This window comes from Neobacillus pocheonensis, assembly GCF_050477905.1.
Taxonomy (GTDB): Bacteria; Bacillota; Bacilli; order Bacillales; family Cytobacillaceae; genus Neobacillus; species Neobacillus pocheonensis_A.
In genome coordinates this window covers 65,146-89,315 of the sequence record NZ_JBCNAD010000024.1, presented here as the reverse complement: position 1 = coordinate 89,315, position 24,170 = coordinate 65,146, and the positions used below count along the sequence as shown (strand labels likewise).

35 protein-coding genes and 1 pseudogene are annotated in these 24,170 nt (G+C 37.0%); 24 read left to right on the top strand and 12 right to left on the bottom strand.

The annotated features are described in order from the left end of the window. The first annotated feature begins 153 nt into the window (after positions 1 to 153). The 4 genes and pseudogenes from ABES02_RS14480 to ABES02_RS14465 all read left to right on the top strand — a co-directional run bounded on the left by ABES02_RS14480 (position 154) and on the right by ABES02_RS14465 (position 2,763). On the top strand, positions 154 to 540 hold the full coding sequence (locus ABES02_RS14480) for a sporulation protein (RefSeq protein WP_430135991.1): 387 nt from the start codon (positions 154 to 156) through the stop codon (positions 538 to 540). A 580-nt stretch (positions 541 to 1,120) separates the two neighbouring features. Further along, positions 1,121 to 1,762: pseudogene (locus ABES02_RS14475) on the top strand (HAD family hydrolase); the annotation flags it as partial. A gap of 75 nt (positions 1,763 to 1,837) precedes the next feature. Next, on the top strand, positions 1,838 to 2,275 hold the full coding sequence (locus ABES02_RS14470) for a GNAT family N-acetyltransferase (RefSeq protein ID WP_430136144.1): 438 nt from the start codon (positions 1,838 to 1,840) through the stop codon (positions 2,273 to 2,275). A gap of 14 nt (positions 2,276 to 2,289) precedes the next feature. Beyond that, positions 2,290 to 2,763 carry a YjdJ family protein gene (locus ABES02_RS14465; protein ID WP_430135988.1) on the top strand — a complete coding sequence of 158 codons (474 nt, stop codon included), beginning with the start codon at positions 2,290 to 2,292 and terminating at the stop codon, positions 2,761 to 2,763. Between the two features lie 62 nt (positions 2,764 to 2,825). Here the strand turns inward: ABES02_RS14465 and ABES02_RS14460 are convergent, their stop codons facing one another. The 4 genes from ABES02_RS14460 to ABES02_RS14445 form a co-directional block, all read right to left on the bottom strand. Next, positions 2,826 to 3,485, bottom strand: a complete 660-nt coding sequence (locus tag ABES02_RS14460; RefSeq protein WP_430135985.1) for a hypothetical protein — start codon at positions 3,483 to 3,485, stop codon at positions 2,826 to 2,828. Positions 3,486 to 3,745: 260 nt separating this feature from the next. Beyond that, a complete protein-coding gene (locus ABES02_RS14455) occupies positions 3,746 to 4,216 on the bottom strand; it encodes a DMT family transporter (RefSeq protein ID WP_430135982.1) in 471 nt (156 codons plus the stop codon). Between the two features lie 41 nt (positions 4,217 to 4,257). Beyond that, positions 4,258 to 4,953 (bottom strand): Crp/Fnr family transcriptional regulator, encoded by a 696-nt coding sequence (locus ABES02_RS14450; protein ID WP_430135979.1) that lies wholly within the window; start codon positions 4,951 to 4,953, stop codon positions 4,258 to 4,260. Between the two features lie 33 nt (positions 4,954 to 4,986). Then, on the bottom strand, positions 4,987 to 5,412 hold the full coding sequence (locus ABES02_RS14445) for a DMT family transporter (RefSeq protein ID WP_430135976.1): 426 nt from the start codon (positions 5,410 to 5,412) through the stop codon (positions 4,987 to 4,989). Positions 5,413 to 5,590: 178 nt separating this feature from the next. Here ABES02_RS14445 and ABES02_RS14440 point away from each other — a divergent pair, with 178 nt between their 5' ends. Both ABES02_RS14440 and ABES02_RS14435 read left to right on the top strand, forming a co-directional pair. Beyond that, entirely contained in the window at positions 5,591 to 6,379 is a 789-nt protein-coding gene (locus tag ABES02_RS14440) for a DUF4240 domain-containing protein (RefSeq protein ID WP_430135973.1), read from the top strand. A gap of 155 nt (positions 6,380 to 6,534) precedes the next feature. Then, positions 6,535 to 7,353 (top strand): class I SAM-dependent methyltransferase, encoded by an 819-nt coding sequence (locus tag ABES02_RS14435; protein ID WP_430135971.1) that lies wholly within the window; start codon positions 6,535 to 6,537, stop codon positions 7,351 to 7,353. Between the two features lie 38 nt (positions 7,354 to 7,391). Here the strand turns inward: ABES02_RS14435 and ABES02_RS14430 are convergent, their stop codons facing one another. Then, positions 7,392 to 7,577 carry a hypothetical protein gene (locus ABES02_RS14430; RefSeq protein WP_430135968.1) on the bottom strand — a complete coding sequence of 62 codons (186 nt, stop codon included), beginning with the start codon at positions 7,575 to 7,577 and terminating at the stop codon, positions 7,392 to 7,394. A gap of 225 nt (positions 7,578 to 7,802) precedes the next feature. Between ABES02_RS14430 and ABES02_RS14425 the strand changes: the two genes are divergently transcribed. Then, entirely contained in the window at positions 7,803 to 7,934 is a 132-nt protein-coding gene (locus tag ABES02_RS14425; protein ID WP_430135965.1) for a hypothetical protein, read from the top strand. Positions 7,935 to 7,996: 62 nt separating this feature from the next. On the opposite strand, the gene ABES02_RS14420 is transcribed toward ABES02_RS14425, so the two are convergent. Next, the gene (locus ABES02_RS14420; protein ID WP_430135961.1) at positions 7,997 to 8,314 is read right to left on the bottom strand and encodes a hypothetical protein; all 318 of its coding nucleotides are present in this window, start codon (positions 8,312 to 8,314) and stop codon (positions 7,997 to 7,999) included. Between the two features lie 366 nt (positions 8,315 to 8,680). On the opposite strand from ABES02_RS14420, the gene ABES02_RS14415 reads away from it, so the two are divergent. The 9 genes from ABES02_RS14415 to ABES02_RS14375 all read left to right on the top strand — a co-directional run bounded on the left by ABES02_RS14415 (position 8,681) and on the right by ABES02_RS14375 (position 13,689). Then, positions 8,681 to 9,496: a lipid II flippase Amj family protein gene (locus tag ABES02_RS14415; protein ID WP_430135958.1), complete on the top strand. Its 816-nt coding sequence runs from the start codon at positions 8,681 to 8,683 to the stop codon at positions 9,494 to 9,496. A 158-nt stretch (positions 9,497 to 9,654) separates the two neighbouring features. Next, a complete protein-coding gene (locus tag ABES02_RS14410; RefSeq protein WP_430135955.1) occupies positions 9,655 to 9,915 on the top strand; it encodes a YiaA/YiaB family inner membrane protein in 261 nt (86 codons plus the stop codon). Positions 9,916 to 9,996: 81 nt separating this feature from the next. Then, on the top strand, positions 9,997 to 10,539 hold the full coding sequence (locus ABES02_RS14405) for an N-acetyltransferase family protein (RefSeq protein ID WP_430135953.1): 543 nt from the start codon (positions 9,997 to 9,999) through the stop codon (positions 10,537 to 10,539). A gap of 22 nt (positions 10,540 to 10,561) precedes the next feature. Next, positions 10,562 to 11,107, top strand: a complete 546-nt coding sequence (locus tag ABES02_RS14400) for a GNAT family N-acetyltransferase (protein WP_430135950.1) — start codon at positions 10,562 to 10,564, stop codon at positions 11,105 to 11,107. Between the two features lie 82 nt (positions 11,108 to 11,189). After that, positions 11,190 to 11,522: a hypothetical protein gene (locus ABES02_RS14395; RefSeq protein WP_430135947.1), complete on the top strand. Its 333-nt coding sequence runs from the start codon at positions 11,190 to 11,192 to the stop codon at positions 11,520 to 11,522. A gap of 43 nt (positions 11,523 to 11,565) precedes the next feature. After that, a complete protein-coding gene (locus tag ABES02_RS14390; RefSeq protein ID WP_430135944.1) occupies positions 11,566 to 12,000 on the top strand; it encodes an SRPBCC family protein in 435 nt (144 codons plus the stop codon). 144 nt (positions 12,001 to 12,144) lie between these two features. Beyond that, the gene (locus ABES02_RS14385; RefSeq protein WP_430135941.1) at positions 12,145 to 12,978 is read left to right on the top strand and encodes a pentapeptide repeat-containing protein; all 834 of its coding nucleotides are present in this window, start codon (positions 12,145 to 12,147) and stop codon (positions 12,976 to 12,978) included. Positions 12,979 to 13,088: 110 nt separating this feature from the next. After that, positions 13,089 to 13,286: a DUF4083 family protein gene (locus tag ABES02_RS14380; protein WP_430135938.1), complete on the top strand. Its 198-nt coding sequence runs from the start codon at positions 13,089 to 13,091 to the stop codon at positions 13,284 to 13,286. A gap of 178 nt (positions 13,287 to 13,464) precedes the next feature. Further along, positions 13,465 to 13,689 carry a hypothetical protein gene (locus ABES02_RS14375; protein WP_430135935.1) on the top strand — a complete coding sequence of 75 codons (225 nt, stop codon included), beginning with the start codon at positions 13,465 to 13,467 and terminating at the stop codon, positions 13,687 to 13,689. A gap of 56 nt (positions 13,690 to 13,745) precedes the next feature. Here the strand turns inward: ABES02_RS14375 and ABES02_RS14370 are convergent, their stop codons facing one another. Both ABES02_RS14370 and ABES02_RS14365 read right to left on the bottom strand, forming a co-directional pair. Next, the gene (locus ABES02_RS14370; protein ID WP_430135933.1) at positions 13,746 to 14,255 is read right to left on the bottom strand and encodes a DoxX family membrane protein; all 510 of its coding nucleotides are present in this window, start codon (positions 14,253 to 14,255) and stop codon (positions 13,746 to 13,748) included. A 139-nt stretch (positions 14,256 to 14,394) separates the two neighbouring features. After that, positions 14,395 to 14,904, bottom strand: coding sequence for a DoxX family protein (locus tag ABES02_RS14365; protein ID WP_430135930.1), 510 nt, complete (start codon positions 14,902 to 14,904; stop codon positions 14,395 to 14,397). A gap of 222 nt (positions 14,905 to 15,126) precedes the next feature. On the opposite strand from ABES02_RS14365, the gene ABES02_RS14360 reads away from it, so the two are divergent. From ABES02_RS14360 to ABES02_RS14350, 3 genes are read left to right on the top strand one after another with little or no spacing between them, the layout of a single operon-like run. Next, positions 15,127 to 16,083 carry a heme-dependent oxidative N-demethylase family protein gene (locus ABES02_RS14360; RefSeq protein ID WP_430135927.1) on the top strand — a complete coding sequence of 319 codons (957 nt, stop codon included), beginning with the start codon at positions 15,127 to 15,129 and terminating at the stop codon, positions 16,081 to 16,083. After that, complete coding sequence (locus ABES02_RS14355) at positions 16,083 to 16,526, top strand: dimethylamine monooxygenase subunit DmmA family protein (RefSeq protein WP_430135924.1); 444 nt, start codon at positions 16,083 to 16,085, stop codon at positions 16,524 to 16,526. Before ABES02_RS14360 ends, ABES02_RS14355 begins: the two co-directional genes overlap by 1 nt. A 13-nt stretch (positions 16,527 to 16,539) precedes the next feature. Continuing rightward, positions 16,540 to 17,493 (top strand): PDR/VanB family oxidoreductase, encoded by a 954-nt coding sequence (locus ABES02_RS14350; RefSeq protein ID WP_430135922.1) that lies wholly within the window; start codon positions 16,540 to 16,542, stop codon positions 17,491 to 17,493. A 115-nt stretch (positions 17,494 to 17,608) separates the two neighbouring features. Here the strand turns inward: ABES02_RS14350 and ABES02_RS14345 are convergent, their stop codons facing one another. From ABES02_RS14345 to ABES02_RS14335, 3 genes are read right to left on the bottom strand one after another with little or no spacing between them, the layout of a single operon-like run. Next, positions 17,609 to 17,998 carry an SRPBCC family protein gene (locus tag ABES02_RS14345; RefSeq protein WP_430135919.1) on the bottom strand — a complete coding sequence of 130 codons (390 nt, stop codon included), beginning with the start codon at positions 17,996 to 17,998 and terminating at the stop codon, positions 17,609 to 17,611. A 55-nt stretch (positions 17,999 to 18,053) separates the two neighbouring features. Then, positions 18,054 to 18,509: an SRPBCC family protein gene (locus ABES02_RS14340; RefSeq protein WP_430135917.1), complete on the bottom strand. Its 456-nt coding sequence runs from the start codon at positions 18,507 to 18,509 to the stop codon at positions 18,054 to 18,056. Beyond that, positions 18,490 to 18,816: an ArsR/SmtB family transcription factor gene (locus ABES02_RS14335; RefSeq protein ID WP_430135914.1), complete on the bottom strand. Its 327-nt coding sequence runs from the start codon at positions 18,814 to 18,816 to the stop codon at positions 18,490 to 18,492. The genes ABES02_RS14340 and ABES02_RS14335 overlap by 20 nt, the downstream gene beginning before the upstream one ends. 191 nt (positions 18,817 to 19,007) lie before the next feature. Between ABES02_RS14335 and ABES02_RS14330 the strand changes: the two genes are divergently transcribed. The 4 genes from ABES02_RS14330 to ABES02_RS14315 all read left to right on the top strand — a co-directional run bounded on the left by ABES02_RS14330 (position 19,008) and on the right by ABES02_RS14315 (position 21,608). Further along, positions 19,008 to 19,715 carry an MBL fold metallo-hydrolase gene (locus ABES02_RS14330; protein ID WP_430135911.1) on the top strand — a complete coding sequence of 236 codons (708 nt, stop codon included), beginning with the start codon at positions 19,008 to 19,010 and terminating at the stop codon, positions 19,713 to 19,715. A gap of 12 nt (positions 19,716 to 19,727) precedes the next feature. Continuing rightward, complete coding sequence (locus ABES02_RS14325; RefSeq protein WP_430135908.1) at positions 19,728 to 20,294, top strand: TetR/AcrR family transcriptional regulator; 567 nt, start codon at positions 19,728 to 19,730, stop codon at positions 20,292 to 20,294. 98 nt (positions 20,295 to 20,392) lie between these two features. Further along, positions 20,393 to 21,001 carry an exonuclease domain-containing protein gene (locus ABES02_RS14320; protein ID WP_430135905.1) on the top strand — a complete coding sequence of 203 codons (609 nt, stop codon included), beginning with the start codon at positions 20,393 to 20,395 and terminating at the stop codon, positions 20,999 to 21,001. 85 nt (positions 21,002 to 21,086) lie between these two features. Then, positions 21,087 to 21,608, top strand: a complete 522-nt coding sequence (locus ABES02_RS14315; protein WP_430135902.1) for a DUF6933 domain-containing protein — start codon at positions 21,087 to 21,089, stop codon at positions 21,606 to 21,608. 428 nt (positions 21,609 to 22,036) lie between these two features. On the opposite strand, the gene ABES02_RS14310 is transcribed toward ABES02_RS14315, so the two are convergent. Continuing rightward, complete coding sequence (locus tag ABES02_RS14310; protein ID WP_430135900.1) at positions 22,037 to 23,128, bottom strand: citrate synthase/methylcitrate synthase; 1,092 nt, start codon at positions 23,126 to 23,128, stop codon at positions 22,037 to 22,039. 109 nt (positions 23,129 to 23,237) lie between these two features. Here ABES02_RS14310 and ABES02_RS14305 point away from each other — a divergent pair, with 109 nt between their 5' ends. Continuing rightward, positions 23,238 to 24,116 (top strand): LysR family transcriptional regulator, encoded by an 879-nt coding sequence (locus ABES02_RS14305; RefSeq protein ID WP_430135897.1) that lies wholly within the window; start codon positions 23,238 to 23,240, stop codon positions 24,114 to 24,116. Positions 24,117 to 24,170: the final 54 nt, after the last annotated feature.

Below are 24,170 nucleotides of genomic sequence, written 5' to 3'. Positions count from 1 at the left end.
GTTTTAATAAACCTTTACCGGTCGTTGGTAAAGGTTTTTTTGTTTTTAAAAAAGATAATTCGAAATAATTGAAAAGCGGATGGATGAAAAAAATGTAGAAGCATATAATGGAATGTTTCATCCGATAAAGAATTAAACCAGGAGGATTTTACATTGATACTTAGAAGATATTTGTCACTTATGGGCATTGGTTCAGCGGAGATTGATCTAATCCTGCAAAAAGATACCTTTAAGGCAGGGGATTCTGTCGGCGGTTATTTCTTGATTAAAGGCGGCACAATCGAACAGCAAATCAAACAAATAGATTGTGATTTGGTGTTAATGGATCAGGTTAACGGGACAGAAAGGGTTATTGATAGCACCACAATTATGCTATCAGCTCGAATTGATTCTGAAGCATCGAATAAGGTGGAATTCATCTTTCAATTGCCTGAATCGGTTCCTGTATCGTCCAAAAATATTTCCTACCGGTTCAAGACGAAACTCACATTTGATAAAGGTGTAGAAAGCTTCGACCAGGATATCATCAAAATCAAATAAATAATATAAAAGGAGACCTCGAATGTAAGAAAAATCGCCTTCTCAATTCCAGTATATAAAATACTTTTATAGGAGAATCCGATTTTAATTGAAATCTAGCATTATACGCTCTTTATTCTTTGCCATTACTTTATTAACTATTATAGAAACTCAAATGGTTGCAGCAGCGACCTTGGAAGTGAAGAATCCCCCTCGTTATCAAAACAACATAATACAGATGATCCAAAGTTTCACCTAATAGGAGTAATTTTTATAGAAAATAAAGAAAAATGGCTGTCGATACAATAATCGACAGCCATCTTGTGCTTAAAGTGCCTAGCGCCAAGATTTTAATAAAAGGCTCTGTTAAACAATATTGTTGTTTTTCATACTCTGTTGATTGGAGCGGAGGGCGCTCGACTCCTGCGGGAGTACGGGGCTGGGGAGACCCCACAGGCGCAAAAGCGCCGCGGAGGCTCCCCGGCACGCCCGCGGAAAGCGAGCGCCTGGAGCGGAAATCAACAGCTAAATTTAACAGAGCCTAATAAAAAAGTTAAACTTTTTTCCTATTTGTACGTCTAACATTATTGAGGTGATTATAATGAAAGCAATTATATTTGATTTTGATGGGTTGATTGTCGATACTGAAACCATTTGGTTTGAGGCATATAAAGAAATTTTATTTAACTATGGAATTGAACTTTCATTAGAACAATTTTCTAAGGTAATTGGAACCGATGATACCGAGTTATACTCATACATAGAACAAAATTTAATATCCCCAGTTGATCCAATGGTAATAGAAGGATCTGTAAAAGATCTTGTAGAGGTAAAACTGGGCTTGCCTGTGCTCAGGGAAGGCGTTGCTGAATATTTAAAGGAAGCAAAAGAATTAGGGCTAAAAGTTGGTTTAGCTTCAAGTTCAAGGCGGGAATGGGTAGAAGGCTTTTTAACTAAGCTTAGTATTATCCAATACTTTGAGGTCATTAAAACACGTGATGATGTTCATGAGGTAAAGCCAAACCCTGAATTGTATCTGAAAGCTGTGGAAGCACTAGGAGTATCTCCTTCAGAAGCCCTTGCCTTTGAAGATTCTTTAAATGGATTGAAGGCAGCGCGGGCGGCTGGCCTTCATTGTGTGATTGTACCGAATCCCGTTACCGCTCATTTAGGTTTTTACGACTATAGTCTAAGACTATCTTCAATGGGTGAGAAGGCACTGAAGCATGTATTACAAGTAATTGGCGGGAATGCCGATAAACCGAACGTATTTAATCTTAGACTAGGCACAACAGCAGACGAAGATTTTTTATGGGAAATGTTGTACCAAGCTATTTTCATTCCCGAAGGAGTGCCTCGTCCAACAAGGGATATCTTAAAAGAACCTCATATTGAAAAATCTTTGAAAGGCTGGGGAAGAGACGGCGATACAGCCTTGATCGCAATCGATGCCAATAATACTCCAATTGGGGCCGTTTGGGTTCGATTATTTGATGAATCTAACAAGACATACGGTTACATTGATAACCAAACCCCGCTTTTAGGTATGGCGCTTATTCCGGAATACAGAGGAAATGGTATTGGAACAGCACTCCTTGGGGAAATGCTAAGAATAACAAAGGAAGCAGGATTTGGTGCCGTTTCGTTAAGCGTTGATCCAAATAATCCTGCATTGAGCCTTTATAATCGATTAGGATTTAAAAAGGTCGGTATCGATGGAACATCCTGGGATATGATCGTGAAACTAAATGGATAAGAAGGAGTGGGGGTATGTCCTTTAAAATCATTCTCCAATTTATTTTGGGACTATCATTGATCTTATTTGCAGCCGTCGTAACATGGTATGAAGGCAGTGAGATAATAGATAATCCTTGGGAATGGAAATATTCAGCTCCTTTTTCAAATATGCTAAATGGAGAAATAAATGGGAAGCAGGATATATCACAACTCGACTACTTTATCTACGCGATGAAATTTAAGCCTGTTTTCCCAACCGTCCTCCTTCTTAGCAGCCTATATTTTTTTATTCTATCAGGCTATTTATTTTTAAAAAGAAGTCTGAACAAGTTTTGTTATTTTTTAAGAATTATTGGGGCATTGCTTATTTTCCTTTCAACCTTTCTGTCTAACTCACCTTCGATGGGTGCTGAAGTAATTAGAAATACTTTATTATCATGCTCGGCCTCATTAATAGGAATATCATTCATCATTTATTTCCTAGCGGTCAGAAAAACAACAATTTAAAGGTGTCAGGCACCATGTGAAATTATCACAATGGTGCCTGACACCTTCAGTTTTTAATGCCCTCATAATTTCCTATGGTTTTTCCCTGATTTAATGATAATATTTACCCCATTGGCTTCACCGCTATCAATGTGGTGAGGCATCTTAGAGACATTTATATTTGTCTCGATTTTCACACGTCTGCTCTCTTTCCCACGTAACTTGACCTTGTAAGGAGCATTGTTGTTCATTAGAGATAGAATTGGGACATCATTTTCGAAAGCATATTCTTCATAAAATTCAATGGAGAATTGGTCATCGTCTTTGCTGTAATTTTCAAAAGGGAGTTCACACTCCCCATGCAATATTGTCTTATTGGTCATTTCAAATCGACAATTACTTTCATCATGATTATAAGAAATCGCATAGATTCCGGTTGCAATCGTTCTTTGGAATAATTCAGCAAAATAAGTTGGTGCAATGGTGGAAATCAGTATTGCGAGTAATACTAACCTGCCTTGATATTTTGTTAATGATTTTGCTAAAAAAAATAAGCCCGCAATAAATACTGAAAAGGAAGCAATTCCTACAAGGGATGGCCCATTAACCGTGGTGATTGGTATATTAAATACTGACATCAATGATTCACCATACCGGTATTCATGTGGGAAAGGAAAATTTAAAATTAACGATACAATTAAAAGAATGAGAGCAAGTATTAAAAATTTCTTGTTTTTTAACATAATAACTCCCCATTTTATATGAAAATATTAGATACATCTTTAACAAGAGCAACGGACACAACTAAATTATCCTAGGTAGTATAATTTTACCATTATCGCTCATTTAAATGGGTATATTTTGAAATTCTTTCAATATTGGAAGAACGCATCAAGGGAAAGGAAATACAATAGCTTCATAAAGCCCGTCAGCCAAGAAAAACCGTTATGGAGGTCAATATTAGCGGAATTACCTATAATCATTAAAAAGATTGGCGGCAAAATTATTGAACCATCTTAGCCGCCATTTGCTTTTCACTGGAACCGCCTAATTTAAAAACAAAAATACCTGCGACTATGACTAACACACCAATCAACTGGTTGACTGTAAAAGGGACTTGATTTAAACCAAACCAGCCAAGTGAGTCCATCAGTAATGCTATACCAAGCTGTGAGGTCATAACGATTGAGATCGTATACGTTGGACCAAGGAGCTTCATCCCCTGGACGATACAAGTTACCACACCTACTCCAATCATACCGCTGAACCAATACCAGGTCTTCATATTTTGCAGGACAAAAAGTTGTTTCCCATCAAAGATGAGACCAATTGTCAGTGATGCTAGGAATCCCAAACCTAAAACTAATGTAGTGGTTGCCCATGTACCAGCCCGTTCATTTACCTTACTGTTGAAAATGTTTTGCAAGCTGACTAATGAACCCGCGACAATCGAAAATAATAATCCTAGAATCATACTCTCAACTCCTTCATTTATAAAATTTCCGCACTCGATGACTATTCGTAAATATTATCTCCTGCCAGCGCTCTTAGCCCATCTCTGTCCTTAACTAGAATAAATCCTTTATTTCGCTCAATGAGCCCATTCGTACAGAACTGCCCAATAACCCGATTAAGATGACGATAACTTGTTCCAATAAAGTTCGCAGCATCCTTAATACTGATGCGCAGCTGCCCTTTATTCATGGAATCGGAATCCTCAAAGGAGACAGACAATAAATAGCTGGCAAATCGTACTTCCACCGGATACAACAAATTGAAGCTCATTGTATTGGTTTTAAGATGAAATTTTTGTGTGATGATTTCTAGTAAAAATTTCAGCAGAGGAGCATAATCACTACCGTATTTTTTCAACCAGCGGTGATGAACTCCAATCATGTGAACAGACGATACGGCTTCAACCGTATTAATAATGTTAATATCCTGTACATATTCAATGTCTCCAATCACCTCAAGCGGTGTCTTAAAGGAGAGAATAAGCGTTTTACCTTCCGCCGATGTGGTATAGACCTTGATCTTACCCTTGACAAGTACATATAAATACTGAGAAGACTCGCCTTGAGAACAGATGAATTCCCCTTGTTCATAACTGTAAAGGGACAAATGTGGTATTAATGGTTCATTGAATACCGACTCAATTTGATGGGTTTGTAAATAAGATCTAACTAGGTCCTGATTGTTAATTTCTTTCATAAGCCCAATCACCTCTATCCATTACCATTTACATTAAAACCGTAGGATAATCACCCCAGCTATCATCATCCCGATACCGATGAATTGAGATAGCGTGATCTTTTGTTTTACTGTACCGAACCAACCGTTACTATCAATAATATAGGTCAGAACCAACTGGGCAATCAGGAGGGCGGAAACCGTTAGGGTAACACCTATTTTCTGGATAGCCGTGACATTACCGAAAATAACAATCGCTGCAAAGGAGCCGCCAGCCAAATATAACGGTTTCACTTGTTTAAACCTTTTCCATTTTCTGTCCCCTACGAAAAATAGGATAAGCAAGGCCATTATAAATCCAGTTAACTGGGTAATCGTCGCCGCCTGCCAAGTACCAATATCCTCGCTAATCCGAGTATTTGCAACACCTTGGAGTGTAATAAAGGCTCCACCTAAGAATGCAAATAAAATCCCTCTCATTTTTTCTCACCTCGATTTGTTTCTCTCCTTTATTAAAAAACATATCCAGGTTTATTGGATAGGACATATGTCCTTAATCTGTTTAAAATTATTTTTTGCCAAGGATACTAAAAGGGTTTTCCTTAATAATAATCGAATTAATTTTTAGGAAAATGAATTAACATAGGAGTGTAGGTTCATGCAAATGTTACTTATTTATACAGACGGTTCATCAAATAAATTTTGGAAAATTAACGTTACCGGAAAATCGTATACTGTTACATATGGTAAAGTCGATAAGGTTGGAGCTGTTAAATCAAAGGAGTTTGATTCGGAAGAAATCTGCCAAAAAGAAGCCAATAAACTGATTCAATCTAAGTTAAAAAAAGGATATGTCGTGGCAGATTCATCTAGACGAGTGATTAAAGAAAGTGATATGACAGAAGCTCTTTTTTGGGAACTACTTGAGACTACTAAGAAAAAAGGGGAAGACCTAGAGGAACAGCTTGAGTGGTTAGGAAACCACTTATCCAAAAGACCGGTAATGGATATTGTCATGTTTGACTACTTTTTTAACCAAGCTTATTATAAATCTTATATATCAAATTTATGGGCAGCAGCTTACATAGTCATGGGTGGGTGCTCAGATGATTCCTTCGATTATTTTAGGGCTTGGCTGCTATATCTAGGAAAAGACTCTTATGAAGCTATTTTAACTGATCCGGAAAAAATGATTCCTCATCTTAGGGAGTTAGAAGAGGAAGGGGACGTACCAGAATTTGAGGATTTGCTTTATGTTGCAAGTATGGCTTATGAAGAAAAAACTGGATTTGATGATGAGCAATATTACAATTTATACAAAAAACTCTCGGGTGATAATTATGTCCAGCCTACAATGGAATTTGATTGGGATGAAGATGATGAAGAGGGGTTAAGAGAAAAATTTCCTTTGCTATGGGAAAGGTATGCTGAAAATCCCTTGGGATGACTACTTAAAAATTACTTCCATGAAATCGTGAAAGGACTGATATTTATCAGTTCTATTTTTTTGACTAAAAGTTTAGATAGGGAAGAGCAGTTGGATCTTGAATACGCTTTGCATAAAGTGAATTACCTGCTGAAGCAAATGGAGGAAAGATAAATATGTCCTTAAATTTACAATCCGTTCAAGCTACAATGCTCATTCCTCTTTGGGGACGCGCCACAGCGAGTAAGGAAAATCCTGAAATTTTGTATGACAAGGAAGCGATAGACATCATTGCAGGCTGCGATTTTGATTTTAAAGAAATAGCTAAGACTTTTGGTGAATACGGTGGTATCAGCTATATAGTACGAGCACGAAAGATTGACGATACCATCCGAGCCTTTATTGAAAAACATCCACGGGCCACCATTGTCAACATTGGTGCGGGACTTGATACGACCTTTTCAAGAGTAGATAATGGCACCATTAACTGGTATAGTCTCGATTTGCCAGATGCGATTGCTTTCCGCCAAAATTTTATCACTGACTCTCCGAGGAATATTAGTATTGCCAAGTCCTTTTTTGATGTTTCATGGTTTGATGAGGTGATTTTTAATGAAGAGGACGGTATCCTTTTTATATCCGCGGGAGTTTTCTACTATTTTCATGAAGATCAGCTCAAAGGAATTTTACAGGAGATGGCGAATCGCTTTCCATGCGGGGAGTTGTACTTCGATGCAGAATCGAAATTTGCCATAAATATTTCAAATCGTACAGTGGAAAAAACGGGGAACAAAGGTGCAAAAATGTATTTCTATGTTAACAATCCAAAAGTACTTGAGGGATGGTCATCACGAATCAAGGTACTTACCTGTGAACCATACTTCAAAGGTATACCCGCAAGCAAGAAGTGGGAGGGTGCAACCCGTGTCATGGTGAGGGTGGTAGATTTATTAAAAATGTTGAAGTTTATTCATATACGCTTCGTGGCAAAGTAAAAAGCACCCTATTTGGGTGCTTTTCACGTTCATCCTATTTACTTACTGAACAAACCTTTTACTCCCTTATAAATTAAAACGAGTGAGAATATTATTACCGTTAGGAAGCCAATGATATCAGTAACCGGTGAAACGCCTTCAAGAAATGAACCGTCTAAAGGAACTCTAATAAGTGCAAAACCAGATAAAATTGTAGCAAGGAATAAGAAAATCCTATTATCCATGGGTTTCTCCTCCTTCCTATGTGATTGATAAATTATATGTCAATGATATTACGAATATGTCAATCGTGTAAAAATGATTCTTTTTTACCAGAATCATGCATACCATTCTCTCATGTTCAAAAGGGACTAATGATTTATAATTACTAATTACCAGTAAATAACACCTGACATTTGTAACCGCTTACATTAAAATAGAAGTAAGAAATAGGAGAGGGGATACTAACTATGGAACAATTAATGAAACAAAGTGATCATAACCAATCAGAAGAAGCTGGTGAAGAAAGTTCCCCAAAAATAGAAACGGAAGAGAATTTCGATATCTCAGATTATGATTATCATAAAAGATTGTGGTTTTAAAAATTAATAGATTATTAAACAAAGAACACCCTGCGGGGTGTTCTTTGTTTAAGTAATCGTAATCATCGTTCTACTTCGTCATGCTGGAATCCTTTTTGGGTAGCGAACACTTCATACCATTTGTATTGTGGAGATTTGAACCATTCGTAATGCGGTAAATAAACTAAATATCCTAAATTGCCCTCGGCATCAAGTAGCGATTTGAAAATTTTAACTGTTCCAAATCCAAACGTTCGATCTAAATATCCTTCAATTCCTTCTCTGATAATATTTTTTTTCTCTTCCAATTCTTGCTTTTGTAATTCCATAAGACCATCAATAAAAACACTCAATAAAATCAAAGTAATAGCAATTAGAACGAAAACTAATAATTTTAGCAATAGAACTCCTCCTCCATTTTTTCCAAAGATTCGTATAAGTGAAAGATTACTATGTATGATTTATACTCTTTTGAGCTCCGATGTTTACTTCATCCCCTTTTCTTTTAATGAATTCAATACGATTGTATAATCGATAATTTAAAAAAGGTGTGATAGAAACCACTTGTTTCTCAAAGTTTGATATTTTGTCACTTTTAGGTATTGAGGTGGGCTCTTAATTATCGAGGAATCGCTTTTTATCGAAGTTCGGAGTAGAATAGTTTATGGGAATTGATTCAATCATAGGTAACTTTGGGAGTGATATTTTTTGTGTCAAAAATTAAAGACATTTGATACTTATTTTATAGAAATTTTTAAGGGGATTTTATGGTGCTAATTACCGGTAAGGTTATAATAATTTCAATATTTTTATTGATCATAACAATGATTGAGACATTAGCCTATTCAACTAGGATTTCAGGTGCACGAGTAAAACTAATTGCAACAGCATTATCTTTGTTTAGTACTCTAGTTATTGTTTCAAGGTTCTCAACCATGATTCAACAACCACTAACAGCAAAACTAATTGCAGAGGCACCAAATTTAAATAAATTAAACTACATAGAAGAACAATATCGGATATTGATTGGGGTAACATCTATCGGAGTGTTGTTTGGTATCCTGCTATTTCCTACATTCATCAATATCTTTTCTCGGGCCATTGTTCAACTTTCCAATCAACGTGGGTCAGTAATAGCGTTATTTAGGAATCAATTTAATCGAAACGGCATTAAAAAGATAGTAATGTGTTTTAGACGCCCAAGATTAACATACTTAAAAGGAATTACGTTAAAAACAATTCCTAAGCGTCTTTTTGTGATGAATGTTATTATTTCGGCAGTTTTTACCATTGGGGTACTTTCTTCTATATACGCATCAATGTTGGTTCCTAAAGATTATGCACAGGCGGCATTAATGTCATCGGGCATCATAAATGGCATCGCAACCATTTTATTAACATTGTTTATTGACCCTAAAGCATCGGTTTTGGCGGATAGAGTAATGAAAAAACAAAGTGATTATATTTATTTGAAGAGTTATTCCTTGACAATGATTAGTTCGAAATTTTTGGGTACCATCGTTGCTCAACTTTTGTTTATTCCAGCTGCATATTATGTTGCATGGTTCGCTAAATGGATTTAATAAGTCCCCATCTCCTTAAAGAACTGGCTGCTAAAATAGCAGCCTTTTTGTTATGAGTTAATAAATCTCGATTATCCGTATATTTGAAATAATCTAATTTGTTTATTGTCTTTTTATGGTAATATTAATGTAATAAATTATAAATTGGGGGAAATTCCTTGAAAAAAAGAAGGCGTAATACTCAACACTTTACGTTTTTAGCCTGGGCAGCATTCGCTATATTTACAGCACTTATGCTGGTAGGACTTTACACCTTGGAAGAACCATTATTTGTTAAAGGCTATTATTTCATGGGTACAATCGGCATTATTGTATCATCCTTCATGGTTGCAAAAGTGACTCGAGATAACCAGGAGGACATGGAAGACAGCTTCTATGAGGATGACAGTAAAGGAAAAAAAGAAAAATTAGATATGTAATGTGCAAAAACATGAGTTGTTGCGGCAACTCTTTTTTCATTATCCTATTCGAAGGGAATAGGAGTTTGGAGTGGTTTTGGGGTGCTAAATATTGAGATAAGAAGGCCAATAGTTGAGGATATCAATGAGTTGAATCAATTGTTTAGAACAGTGATTACAGACACCTTTACTAAAGAAGGTATTGAGGAGAAGGTAGATGATATTGAAAAAGAAATCGAGGTGAAGAATAAATATTTAGTGAATGATTTTGAAAGTCTAGGCGCAGAACGTTATTTTTTGGTTGGTATCCACGCTGACAAAATTGTCGGTTCCATTGAATACGGCCCAGCAAGTGAACTAATTTGCGATTGTACCAACAATGTATTTAAAGGGCTGATGGAAGTAGGTACAGTATTTGTTAATCCGGATTACCAGAGAATGGGGATTGGGAATCAGTTATTGAAAGATATGTATTTTGTATTGCAAAATAAAGGAATAAAAGAGGTTTGTTTAGATAGTGGATATACTAGCGCACAAAAAATCTGGAAAAAGAAATTTGGAAATCCGGATTACTTGTTAAAAGATTATTGGGGCGAAGGATTTGATCATATGATTTGGAAAATCAAGGTCAGTGCTTTGGTATAAGGATTTTGTGGGGGGAATTGTAATGAAGGTAAATCCAAAAGAATTTTATATTCATAATTTACGGTATTTGGTTAGGTCTGCACTAGAAGAGGATGCAAAAACCTTATCTGAAGTAAGAGTACAGATAGATGGGGAAACTGAAAACTTAGACCGAGAGCAAGGCGAGGCATACATAGATGAATTAGGATTTAAACAAATCATTAAAGAAGATACAGAAAGTAATAGTAACCTATTTTTAGTGGCAGAAGCTAATGAACAAATTGTAGGTTTTTCTCGATGTGAAGGAAATAAGTTGAAGAGAACTTCACATAAAGTTGAATTTGGTATATGTGTGTTGAAAAAATATTGGGGATACGGGATAGGAAAAAACTTATTAAAGGAGTCACTGCATTGGGCAGATTCAAATGGAATTAAGAAAATAACTTTGAATGTTCTTGAAACCAATGATAAAGCGAGAATGCTTTATGAAAAATATGGGTTTGAGGTGGAAGGGATTTTAAAAAAAGACAAAGTTCTTTCGGATGGAAATTACTATAATACTATTTTAATGGGAAGGTTTAATGAGTAGGAATTAGAAGTTAAAGGTCATTAATTTTACTTTATATGGCAATACTGAAATGTATATTATCATTATAAAGTGGAGGGAAACGATGCCAAGAAAGGCTGTAACCACAAGCAACGAAACTGAAGACATGGAAACGGACGAGCTATTGCCAAATGAAATAAGTGAAAAAAACGAAGATGAAATTGGTAACCTTAATCGTATGTTAGCAGCTACATTAAATTATCTTTCAGACGATGAAGTGGAAGAAATAGATATCGAATACCTCTTGGATCATACAGATGGTCTTAGAGAATGGTGGGATAGATACCGAGAAAGCAACAGAAAGCTGCTTGAAGAGGAAATAAAAAAATCCCTCGGCGAACTTTCATTGAAAGAACTTGAAATGATCCGTGAGCAAATAAAAGAAAAGCATGATTGAAATTCTCCCAATTAAATAATGGAAAGAGAGTCGATTAAATCATATGAACAACCTTACGAAAATGAAAATCCTAGTACCGGCTAATGAAGTATATGAAGCATTCGTTGACCCAGCGAAAATCGGGAATTTTTGGTTCTCATCGAGTTCAGAAAGATGGGAAGCCGGCAAAACGATTACACTGAAATATGATGAATATAATGCTCAAGGTGATATAGAAGTAATAGAAATTGAGGAGAATAAGAAAATCGTATTTGCGTGGGGGTCCAATGGGGAAGGTCATATTGTAACCATTAACCTGGAAGATCTAGATAATTCAAGTACAATTATTGAAGTTACTGAAGAAGGTTTTAACGAAAATGACGACGAGTTTGTAGGTCAGATCATCGATAATAAAGAAGGCTGGGTTTATATGCTGACCTGTTTAAAAGGGTATTTGGAATTTGGTATTAAAAATTTAAGGGCAGGACTAGTAAAATAATTATATATATTATCATGTGAGCCGTATGGCTCGTTTTTTTATGGAAAAATTGTATTTTTTTCATAGTCGTATTATTGTAAAGTTATAATTTTGAAAAATATCAATAGATATAAATTTTTTATGCAATATTAGGATGTGAAACTATTGACTGCTCAAATAACTAAAAATGAAAATATTCATTTAAGTGCCGACTGTGAAAACTGTTTTGGATTATGCTGTGTAGCATTGCCTTATGCAAAGTCCGCTGATTTTGCTTTTGATAAGGATGGTGGTACCCCGTGTCGTAATTTGCAAGCAGATTATCGTTGCAGTATTCATAATAATCTAAGAAATAAAGGATTTCGGGGCTGTGCAGTATATGAATGCTTTGGCGCAGGTCAAAAGGTATCTCAAGTCACCTATGGTGGAAACGATTGGCGGGATTACCCAGAGCTGACTAAAGAAATGTTCGAGCTATTTCCAATTATGCAGCAGCTCCATGAAATGCTGTGCTACTTAAATGAAGCGCTTGGTTTAGAAGATACAAAGACTATAAGAAAAGAATTGCAAGCTGCTGTTGAGGAAACGGAAAATCTCACTAATCTAAGTCCAAAACTACTACTTGAACTTGATGTTCCAGCCCATAGAGCGTCAGTTAATGATTTACTTTTACGGACAAGCGAACTGGTTCGGGCAAAAATTTCTCGTAAAAACAATAAAAAAATAAGTAAGAGTTGGGACTTTATAGGTGCAAAGTTAAAAGGTGCTAACCTTCGTGGAGCTAACTTAAGAGGTGCTTTGCTAATCGCCGCTGATTTAAGAGATGCGGACATAAGAGTGACAGACCTCATCGGTGCAGATTTAAGAGACGCAAATTTAAGCGGTGCTAATCTAACAGGATGTATCTTTCTTACCCAGGCACAGATTAATTCAGCAAATGGTGATATTAAAACGAAATTACCAGCTTCATTAAGGATTCCAGATCATTGGATTAAATAAATAAGAAGACGGGGTATAGAAAATTTTCCCAAATGTAACTAAAGTTGTTTATAAAATGCTATTATTATTGTGTAATAATGGAATTATTTCATAATAATGGAGGCGGTTTGATGATGGGCAACAGCAGTATTTTTGGTCTTTTTGCAATCATTCCTATTTTACTTTATTTAGTAATATTAGTGTTTAGTATTTATTTTGTAGTCAGAACCATAAAGTTCATGAATGAGAAAACAAAATTAGATCAACAGCGAAATGAGAAATTGGATTTACTCATTGAGGTTTTACAAAATAGAAATAATGATCAATAAAAAAATCCATTACATGGGGTTGCTGCGGTAGCTCCATTTTTATTTGTTTTTACAGTTTTGCTTTAAAGAAAAATGCAATATAATAGGATTATAAATGTTCAAGAAATTGTCAAAATTACAATTTAATTAATGTAGATTTAGAGGATATTCATATAAAAAGTTATAGGAGGAAAAAATAATGATCAGAGCGGCGATAGCAGGTGTTGTTGGGTTTATTCTTATTTTTGTGGAATCCATGATAATTATGAAGCTTAAAGGTTATGAAACGATTGAATTTGGCGGTTTAGCTCCATTTATTAATGTCTGGGCGATGAATTTCTTTGTTGTATTTGCGATTCTCACACAGGCAACAAATTGGTACGAAAACAGAACTGGTATAGAAGAAAGTGAAGATAGTTATTAATTAGAAAGCGCCCATGTCAATGAGTATGAAACTCGTAAGCATAGGCGCTTTTTTAATTAGCTATTGTGTTTGACTGCTCGATTGCCTTTGAATGCTGCTCTGCGAATAAATGGGATTACCCAGCGGTCAAGACCGATGCGGCCTGCGTTAAATCCAGAGAATAAGATAATCGCTCCGATGAAAAGGTCTGTTGGAATATGAGAAACCGTACCAGCCATGAAGAACGCAAAGTTCATCACTAGACCAAAGAACATTGCAGCAGTTGTTAAGCATCCAAGAATAAGTCCAAGTCCTACTAAAAACTCACCAACAGGAACGATTGTATTGAAAATATCCACGTTTGGTAAAGCAAAGTGCTGTAAGAAATCCACATACCAGCCATAAACGATGCTGCCATCAGGTCCTTTTACCGGATTCGCGATCACTCCTTTTAAAAATCCAGAAGCATCAAATCCGCCTGCTAATTTGTGGTACCCAGCTGTAAGCCAAGAATATCCAATATATAAGCGAAGAATTGTTAAAATACCAGCGGCAATTTTGTTTTCTCTTAACCAATTGACTACCATTTGAAACACTCCTTAGTAAAATAAGTTTTATATATTGTTTACATTGTTAAAATACCATGTTTATTTTGAATTAAGGATAAATTGTTCGATGTTTCACAAGTTTGTAAAAAAGTTTTGAACAATTTTTTAACGGGAATGATTATGCCTTTTGTTTGCTAATTGTTTTACTTTTATAAACAGTGTTGCGGATAAAAGGGATTACCCAGCGGTCAAGACCAATGCGGCCTGCGTTAAATCCAGAGATTAAGATAATCGCACCAATGAATAGGTCTGTTGGAATATGTGATACTGTTCCGGCCATAAAGAACGCGAAGTTCATCACTAGACCAAAGAACATTGCCGCAGTTGTTAAACATCCAAGAATAAGTCCAAGACCTACTAAAAATTCACCAACAGGAACGATTGTATTGAAAATATCCACGTTTGGTAAAGCAAAGTGCTGTAAGAAATCAACATACCAGCCATAAACGATGCTGCCATCAGGTCCTTTTACCGGATTCGCGATTACTCCTTTTAAAAACCCAGAAGCATCAAACCCACCTGCTAATTTGTGATATCCAGCTGTAAGCCAAGAATATCCGATATATAAGCGAAGAACTGTTAAGATCGCAGTGGCAACTTTGGTTTCTCTTAACCAATTGACTACCATTTGAAACACTCCTTAGTAAAATAAGTTTTAAATATTGTTTACATTGCTAATATACCATGTTTATTTTGAATTAAGAGTAAATTGTTCGCTATTTCACAATTTCGTAAAAAATATTTGAACAACTTGTTAACACGGTCATGAGAGAAACAAAATAGGTATTCACATTCTATTACTCTTTTTATTAAAATAAAAATATAGAATTTTCAGTAAAGTGGGGATTACATGCAAAAGGCTGATGAGTTAGAAACATTTCCTTACCCATTCAAGGGAGAGGTTTATCGTTACTCTAATAACTCGATTCCAATGGATTATCCAATGAGCATTGAAATAACACCGGGCTATATTACTGAAATAAACCTTAAGCGGGGATTACTTAAAAAGCATCCTGAACGATGCTATCAGTCATTGCCCCATACGCTTCAAGGTCAGTGGGAAATCCTTGAGATAATAATGGAGCATCTAACAACCTATTATCCTAATAATTTTCATCTTGATAAAAAAAATGAAAATTGGACATTCGAAAATAAAATTTTACAAGAGAACCAGACATTTATATTTGGTGATGAATCTACATTACCATGTGAGCCCCTCGATTTTATTGGAAGGCATGTGCAAGAGGATCTTATTTTCATGATGCAAAAAGATGGGGATTTGTTCTTGGATGCCGGTCAATTATGCTTCCCTGCCAATTGGTCGTTGGCCTTCGATCTGGGAATGAGCTTTAAAGAAATTCATCGTCCGATTCCTGGCTTTAAGGAGGAGGAATTGGATGAGCGAATCCTTCAGTTCTTGTTAAAGCTGGAAGCGGGTAATCCATGGTGGCGGAAAAACTGGTCCTTGATGGCCGGGAATCGCCTTGATACTTCTCTTGAAACCTTTGACGTCTGGGGGAAAGGTAGGAAAGAGGTAACCTTAGCAAATGCCGGTAAATTTGTTCATTTACGTGTGGAGGTACAGAAGCTTTTCCGTTTACCGCGCTCAGGAGGTCTTCTTTTTACCATTCATACACACCTGATTTCATTAGAAAAATTAACATCCAATACGGAATGGGCTGAACAATTTTACAAAATCCTCCGCGAGCTGCCGGATCATATTGTCGAGTATAAGGGCCTTGCTCTCTTCAGGAATACAGTAATCGATTACTTGAAGGATAGGTTGGAAAGCAGAGGAGTATGGTGATGGAGAAAGTTTCGTTTGTTCCTGGAAAACGCAAATATTTATTTTGTGCTGACAAGCAGGGGATGGAAATTTTACAACCAGTTATAGATTTGGTCATTGAGAAAAAACTACCTTTTGAATTGTTTTCTATAGAACATCCAGTTTTTGAATGGTTGAGTAAGCAGAAGATGGGGAGTTTCCTTTATGTTGCTATGGAATGGGATAAGCTGCATGCTATGAAGCAATTGGCTGAAGAGGTAGGTTTTTCAGCGGAAGAAATGCAGTACATTGGTTATGGTGGGCAGAGTGAGAATGTGTTTTGCTGCCGATGCCATGGGATAACGGAGACAATATGGCAGGAAAAGCTTGAAATTAACTGTCGTCATTGTGATTTATTGCTCGAGGTTTCAGATCATTATTCTTCGCTGAAAAATGCCTATCTGGGCTATGTTGCAAAACTTTAAAGGGATGGTCAGCATGTATAAGGAAAAAACGATACCTGTTGTTGTAAAAGAAATTCATCAGGAAACCCCAAATGTTAAACGGTTTACGCTTGCTCCATTGGATGGGTGGGGGTTGCCATCTTTTAGCGGCGGTTCAAATATCACTACATATATAGAAGGAAACAGCGGCTTACTGGAAAGACATTATTCTATAACGAGCCATCCGGATAACCGGCAATACTATCAAATTGCCATAGGCCTTAGTGATGTTTCCACTGGCGGGTCTCTTTATTGGCATCAGCATGTTAAAATCGGGGACAGGCTAAAAATTAGTTATCCAAAAAATCATTTTTCTATAAGTTTTAAGGCTAAGCACCATGTTTTTTATGCTGCAGGTATAGGTATTACTCCATTTATATCAATGATGGCTGATTTAGATAGCTCATTTGAACTGCACTACACTGCAAAATCTAAAGAGAAATGTGCATTCTATGATTATTTGCAGCAAAATTATCCACAGCAATGTAAATTTTATTTTTCACAGGGAGAAGGGGCTAAGCGACTTAGTGCTGATTCGCTACTAGAACATAAAATTGGAACTCATGCGTATTTTTGCGGGCCAGAATCTTTTATTACAGCTTTTACGGATTTCGCGCTAAAAAACGGTTACCCAAGTTCGAGTATTCACTTTGAACGGTTTACTTCGCCACGTCCTAAAAGCGCTAATTCTTTTCAGGTTCAAGTTTCAAATGGTTTGACGGTAGATGTCTTAAAGGACCAGACTTTGTTGGAGGCGTTACTTGAAGCAGGGGTCAAGGCTCCTTTTTCTTGCCGAGTAGGGTCCTGTGGGACTTGCGCGTTAAAGGTGATTGAAGGAGAAGTCGATCACTACGATTCTTTTTTGAGTGAAAAACAAAAAACCGCGCAAAATGTGATTTTATCATGTGTTTCTAGAGCAAAATCGGAGAAATTGGTAATTGATCTCTAAAAGTTCTTTGTAATAGGGCGGTTTTGTGAATCTACTTACTAAGGTAAGATGAAATATATCGGCAAATGCAAAAAAATCACATTATTTCACAACTGAAATAATGTGATTTTCCGTATTATCCTAAATATTTTTCAATTGGGCTCCAATAATTCGCTCCCCAGCCTGCTGCAAGATGCTCGCCTTCCTCTTCAGGGAAACCAACGTGGTCGAAAACCAACTTAGTCTTCGAACCTTGTTCTGTAAGTTCGAATTTAGCGATAGAATATACACCCTCTGGCCAGTTCTTTACACGCCATGCTTGAACAACTCGTACACCTGGAACTAGTTCAATATTTCTCCCTAAAATCATCCCGCCAAAGCAAGAAAATGTGCCGCCAGCTTCTGGACTAATCTCTGTCGGCGCACCGCCTGTAACCTCGCTAAACTCTTTTGAACCTGTCAAAATTTCATAAATGCGGCCGGGACTTGCGTTGAATTCTACTTCCTGATGGATTGTATTTGCCATTGTTAAAATTCCTCCTCAAATATAATTATTTTTCAGTAGCTTTTTTTTATAAATATTAATGCATAGACAATTCGGACCAAGGATCAACACCAGGGTCTCTTCCTTCAGCAAAATCCTTAATGCGGGGCATGTAGTGAGACCAGCCTTGCTGATGTGACGGAATTTCTTCGACTGGCAAATCATAATGTGTTAAGACTAAGTTTGTTCCATTCTCTTTTGGAGTCAAACGAAATTCAACCTTACTTGAACCTGGAGGGACAATCTTTGATTTCTCCCAGCCCCAAGACATAACAATTTTTTCATAAGGCACAATTTCAACGTATTCCCCCATGGCAATATCGCTGCCATTAACATCAATCCGGTATTTACCGCCGATTTTTGGCTCTAGAAGGATCTGTCTGCCCATCCAGCGAACCATTTTATCAGCATCAGTAAAGAACGAAAATAATGTTTCCGGGCGTGCTTCAATAAAGATTTCTTTTACGATGGTATCATTGCTTGTTTGAGTCATTTTTTCTCCTTTCTTCCTCTTCGGCAGCTTCTTTCAAGCGAAGTAAACTATCATCCCAAAAACGGTCGATGTATTGTTTTAATTCAGCAAAACCGTCCCTTCTAATACCATAGTACCGTTTTGTTCCGTCTCTCCGGACAACTACTAGGCCGGATTGTTCGAGAACTTTGAGATGCTGCGAAACTGCTGGTGCGGAAATATCAAAATGTGAGGCAATCGTGCTGGAGGTAAGTTCTCCATCACGAACAAGATACAAAATATCTCTACGTCTTGGTTCTGCTAATGCATGAAGGACTTTTTCAATCATGATTTTATTTTAGTCTATACTTAATTAAGTGTCAACTTAAATAGTGTGATTTCTCCTTAGTATCATTTGGAAAATACCAAATTTATATAACTAATTTATTTTTTCCAAATATTAGAGAAAAAGCGCTTGATAAAACTAATTCCATTAGTTAAAATAAAACTAACGATATTAGTTAAAAGGGGATGGCTATAATGAGATTGATTAAAAAAGGCTTTTTGTATCAAGTGACGTTTATGGCTAATGTGTTTCCGGTCAACTGCTATTTGGTAGAGGAACAGGATGGATTGACTTTGGTTGATGCGGCTCTTGGCTTTTGTGCAAAAGGGATACTACAGGCCGCGGAAACAATCGGAAAGCCCATCACTAAAATTGTTTTGACACATGCGCACGAGGATCATGTCGGTGCATTGGATTTAATAAAGGAAACACTTCCAGAGGTACCCGTTTATATTTCTGTCCGAGATAACCGATTAATGAATGGTGACCGCTCTCTTGATCAGCATGAAGACCAAACACCAATTAAAGGTGGCGTCCCTAAAAAGTTAAAAACGAGAGCTTCTATAGTATTAAACGACGGAGACCAAGTGGGTTCCTTAAAAGCAATAGCTTCACCAGGCCATACACCAGGTTCAATGTCTTTTTTAGATAATCGGACCAAAGCATTAATTACCGGCGACGCTTTCCAAACAAGAGGCGGAATCGCAGTGGCAGGCGATATAAAGCCGTGGTTCCCATTTCCTGCATTTGGTACATGGAGTAAAAAGACAGCTTTAGAAAGTGCGAAGAAATTAGTGGAGGTTGAACCAAGTATACTTGCCGTAGGACATGGTGAAATGGTGGAAAGTCCCGTTAAGGTAATGAAACAGGCTATTAATAATTTTCAGCAGAAATTGAAATAAGGAGCATAAGAGATGTCACCCAGACCTAAAATTGGACTCGAAATACCGACTATACTTGAAGTTGCAGGGGAACTGGCAGACCAATATGGTATGCATGAGGTTACCTTGGCAAATCTCGCAAAAAAATTAAATATCCGCCCGCCTTCATTATATAATCATTTTGATGGCCTGCCAGGGCTGAGGAAGAAGTTAGCTATCTACGGAATCGAAATGCTTTACGAAGAATTAGCCGAGGCAGCTATCGGGGTGTCGGGCACTGATGCCGTTCTTGCTCTAAGTAAGGCATATGTCGATTTTGCACGTAAGCATCCAGGTATCTATGAAGCGACCTTATTGGCACCCGACCCGGAAGATCAGGAAGTCCAGCAAGCTGGCTCGAAAATAGTTGATTTGACTATTCGAGTTTTACAGGCGTTTGAACTTGAAGGGAATCAAGCGCTGCATGCCGTCAGAGGTTTAAGAAGCATTCTACATGGATTTTCTTCTTTGGAGCAAAAGGGCGGTTTTAAAATGGCGCTGGATTTAGATGAAAGCCTTTCAATCGTAATCAGGGCTTTTTTAAAAGGAATGTCTGCCTAAAATATTATCGAGCAATTTATAAGGGACATTTTGGAGATAGGATACTATGCTAAGCTCTGATATAATAGGATAAACATAATTGTTAAGGAATGATCCAATTGCTGAAACAAGAGAAATTCGGTTTGATATTAGACGTAGAGACGACCGGTTTAGGTCCTACAACGGATGAGGTTATTGAACTCGCTTTAAAGCTATTTTCCTATCGACCTGATACTGGTGAGATAATTGAAATTATTGAGGAAGACTCTTTTTTGAGGGAGCCGCTTAAGCAATCAGCACTAAGAAATTATGACCGTGCCTATAGAGTTCATGGTATTCCCTATGAAATGGTAAAGGGGAAGAGCTTCGAGGATGGAAAAATCAAAACCTATTTCCACCGGGCTGATTCAGTTTTTGCTCATAATGCCTCTTTCGATCGAAGCTTTCTTTTTCATATGTATCCGGAAGTCAATGAGTTGAAGTGGTATTGTACAATGAGAAATATCCCTTGGAAAAACTATGGTTTCCCAAATGGCAAGCTCCTGACACTTTTAGAAGCACACCAAATAACAAATTATCAGACACATAGAGCAATGGACGATATTACATACCTAATGGAACTGCTCAAGAAATCCAGTCCAAATGGAAACCTTTATCTTCAAGAGGTTGTAGATTATGGGCCAATGAGAAAATATCAGCCAGCTTCTTCAGGAACTAAAATGGGTTAAAACCTAATCAACCATTGATTAGGTTTATTTTTTCATTTGTAGTTAATAATTGTGATGATTCAATCTTGGAAAAGTAGGTGAAGTAATGTTCGTTATTGGTGCGACTCAGAAGGTTTTAAAAGAATTACAGGTTGAAGCAAATAGCGATGTAGAAATACTCGACGGCCTTAATGCTTGGCATATGAATCTATTTAAGATTGGACGCTACCAATGTTTAATTCTAGTTAACGACCTAACTCTTTATAGTTTGGTAATTCCTGGTGTTAAAAAGAAGGATTTTGCTAAAATTGGTGAATTGTTAACCCGCCACTTAGCAGAAAACCTAAAGGCTGATGGATTAGATACTTCTCTTATCGAAAAATTTATAGAACATGGTGACGAGATTATTTTCACCAAAACGCATAACCGAAGTGTAGTGGGGGCTATGGTTGAAATGGTCAAAATGATTCAAAATATATATCAATCCGGTAATGAAATCATGGCGAAAAACCCTATAGAAATAAATAAATTTAATAACGGACTTATTTATTCACCAATTGGATACGCTCAACCTAATAATTTAATAAAAGAACAGATTGAAAAGTCCTTTTCAAAGCCAATTGTATAGAAATTGATGATTTAGTAACAAAAATTGCACTTTTTTTGCAGAGAGAGGCACTTCCTCAGCGAAAAACTTGGGTACCTAGAAATTTAAAAGGACTTTTTGTTATGATACTATGGTTAATCGCCTAATTTAGTGTAATATTACACTGATTTAGAGTGTTAATATGATATATTAGAGCATCAGAAATTTTTATCGGCGAATTAAACCAGTTTATCGGCGAATTTTCGATTTTATCGGCGAATCTAGCCACTTTATCGGCGAATTTTCGATTTTATCGGCGAATCATAAAAAGGCACAATATTATAGACAGAAAAGAGAAAAAAAGAGCGTGGGGCACCACGCTTTTAATATAATTTAATGTATTGTCCGTGTGGAGTGTACAAAGTTAAGGATATGTCCACAAACGGTGCCTGACACCGTTATTGACACCGTTATTTCAATGCTCCAATATACTTCGATTGTGGTCGAAAGATACTGTTATTTTCGGACTGCTCTAGGATGTGAGCGGTCCACCCAACCATGCGGCTTGCGGTAAAGGTGGGAGTGAAGAGGTCTGTATCCATGTTAATGGCTTTCATGATAGCAGCCGCATAGAATTCTACATTTGTATATAGGGAGCGTCCGGGCTTCAGCACAGACAACACTCTAATAGCAATCTCTTCTACCTCCATTGCTAGATCGAACCATTTATCCTCGCCAACCAACTCCTGTAATTTCGTCTTTAAAGCAATAGCTCGAGGATCACGAGTTTTATAGACTCTATGGCCAAACCCCATCAATTTTTCCCCATGCAATAGCTTTTCTCTAATCACCTTTTCGGCATCTCCTACAAGGGCAATCTCATTTAGAAGTTCAATCACTCCTGATGGTGCCCCGCCATGTAGTGGGCCTTTCATCGTTCCGATAGCTGAAGTCACTCCAGACACCATATCTGACTCAGTGGAGACAGTAACTCTGGCAGAAAAAGTGGATGCATTCATTCCATGTTCAAGAGTCAAAATCATATACGTTTCAAGTGCTTCTACATGGGCAACTATTGGATTTGATCCTGATAGCATATAAAGATAGTTTGCAGCATGGTCTAGATCATCCCGAGGTTGGACGAACAATCGGCCCTCAATCTGTCTTTTTCGATAGGCGATAATGGTCGGTACAAGTGACGTAAGCCGAATTGCCTGTGAAATCTTTGGTTCCCATTCATATTCGAAATTTCCGCCCTCTGAAGAAATAGCCGTCCTTATGACACTCATTAAATCCATGCTGGGAGGCAGCAAATCGATAATGTCCACCATATTTTTCGGAAGTTTTCGATTACGCTTCATCTCCGTTTTCAACTCAGATAACTGCTCCGGATCCGGCAGATAACCAAACCAAAGTAGATAAGCAACCTCTTCAAAAGAATAACTTTTTGTTAACTCTCTAATTTCATATCCCCGATAAATTAACTGACCAATTTCTCCATCAACATGGCTAATCATTGTTTCAGCAGCAACAATCCCTTTTAATCCTTTTTGAACCTCCATAAAGAAATCGCTCCTTCCCTTATTTAGTAATATTTTATAAAATAAATATAATTAAGAATATTGAATGTTCTTAAAGAGATTGATTAATATATTTAATCAGAGGTGGAACATGGAATTTGATTGGCTCAACACCTTCATAACTGCTGCGGAGTGTGGAAACTTTCGAAGGGCATCAGAACTCTTATATATATCGCAACCATCGGTAACGGTTCATATTAAACAACTTGAAAAAGAACTTGGAATTCAATTATTTGACCGAGAGGGGAAAAAAATTAAACTGACAGAAGCAGGAAGGAGGTATTTAGTCCACACAAAGAGATTGCTAGAGGTTTATCAAGGGGGACTTGAGGATTTACATTCCTTTACCCAAGGATATACGGCACAACTAACACTCGCCATTTCGCCGTTGATTGCGGATACCATCCTGCCATATGTCTTAAAAAGCTATACCAAACAGCATCCGGAAGTAGAGATTACCGTTAAAATAATAGAGTCTGAAGAAATAGAACAAGCAGTATTAAAAGAAGAAGTTGACCTCGGTTTGTCATGTTTAAGAAGCACAAACCAAAATCTAATTTGTGAGCTCTTATACAGAGATAGAGTCATATTTGTTGCTCCCCATGACGGAAGGGACGCGGAAACAGCCCCTCCTCTGGATGAGGAAGAGGTTTTATCAACAAATTATTTATTAACGCATAATCATCCAGGGTATTGGGAAAGTCTTTCACGAGAAGTAAAAAGTAAATATCCAAATGTTCGAATGATGAAAGTTTCGCAAGTGCATATCACGAAACGGTTTATTATAGAAGGGTTGGGTGTTTCCTTCCTGCCGACATCAACGGTAAGAAGGGAACTTTTAGAGGGAAGTCTGCTAGAAGTAGATTGCCATACCATCCATTTGCCTGAAGCAAACACATACGCGATAATGAAATACGACCATTCCAAACAAAAAGAATTTCTAAAATTCATCTCCAACTATCGTCTTTAAAGTAAAAACAGCTCTGTCCCTACATCAAGACAGAGCTGTTTTTTCCTATGTAGG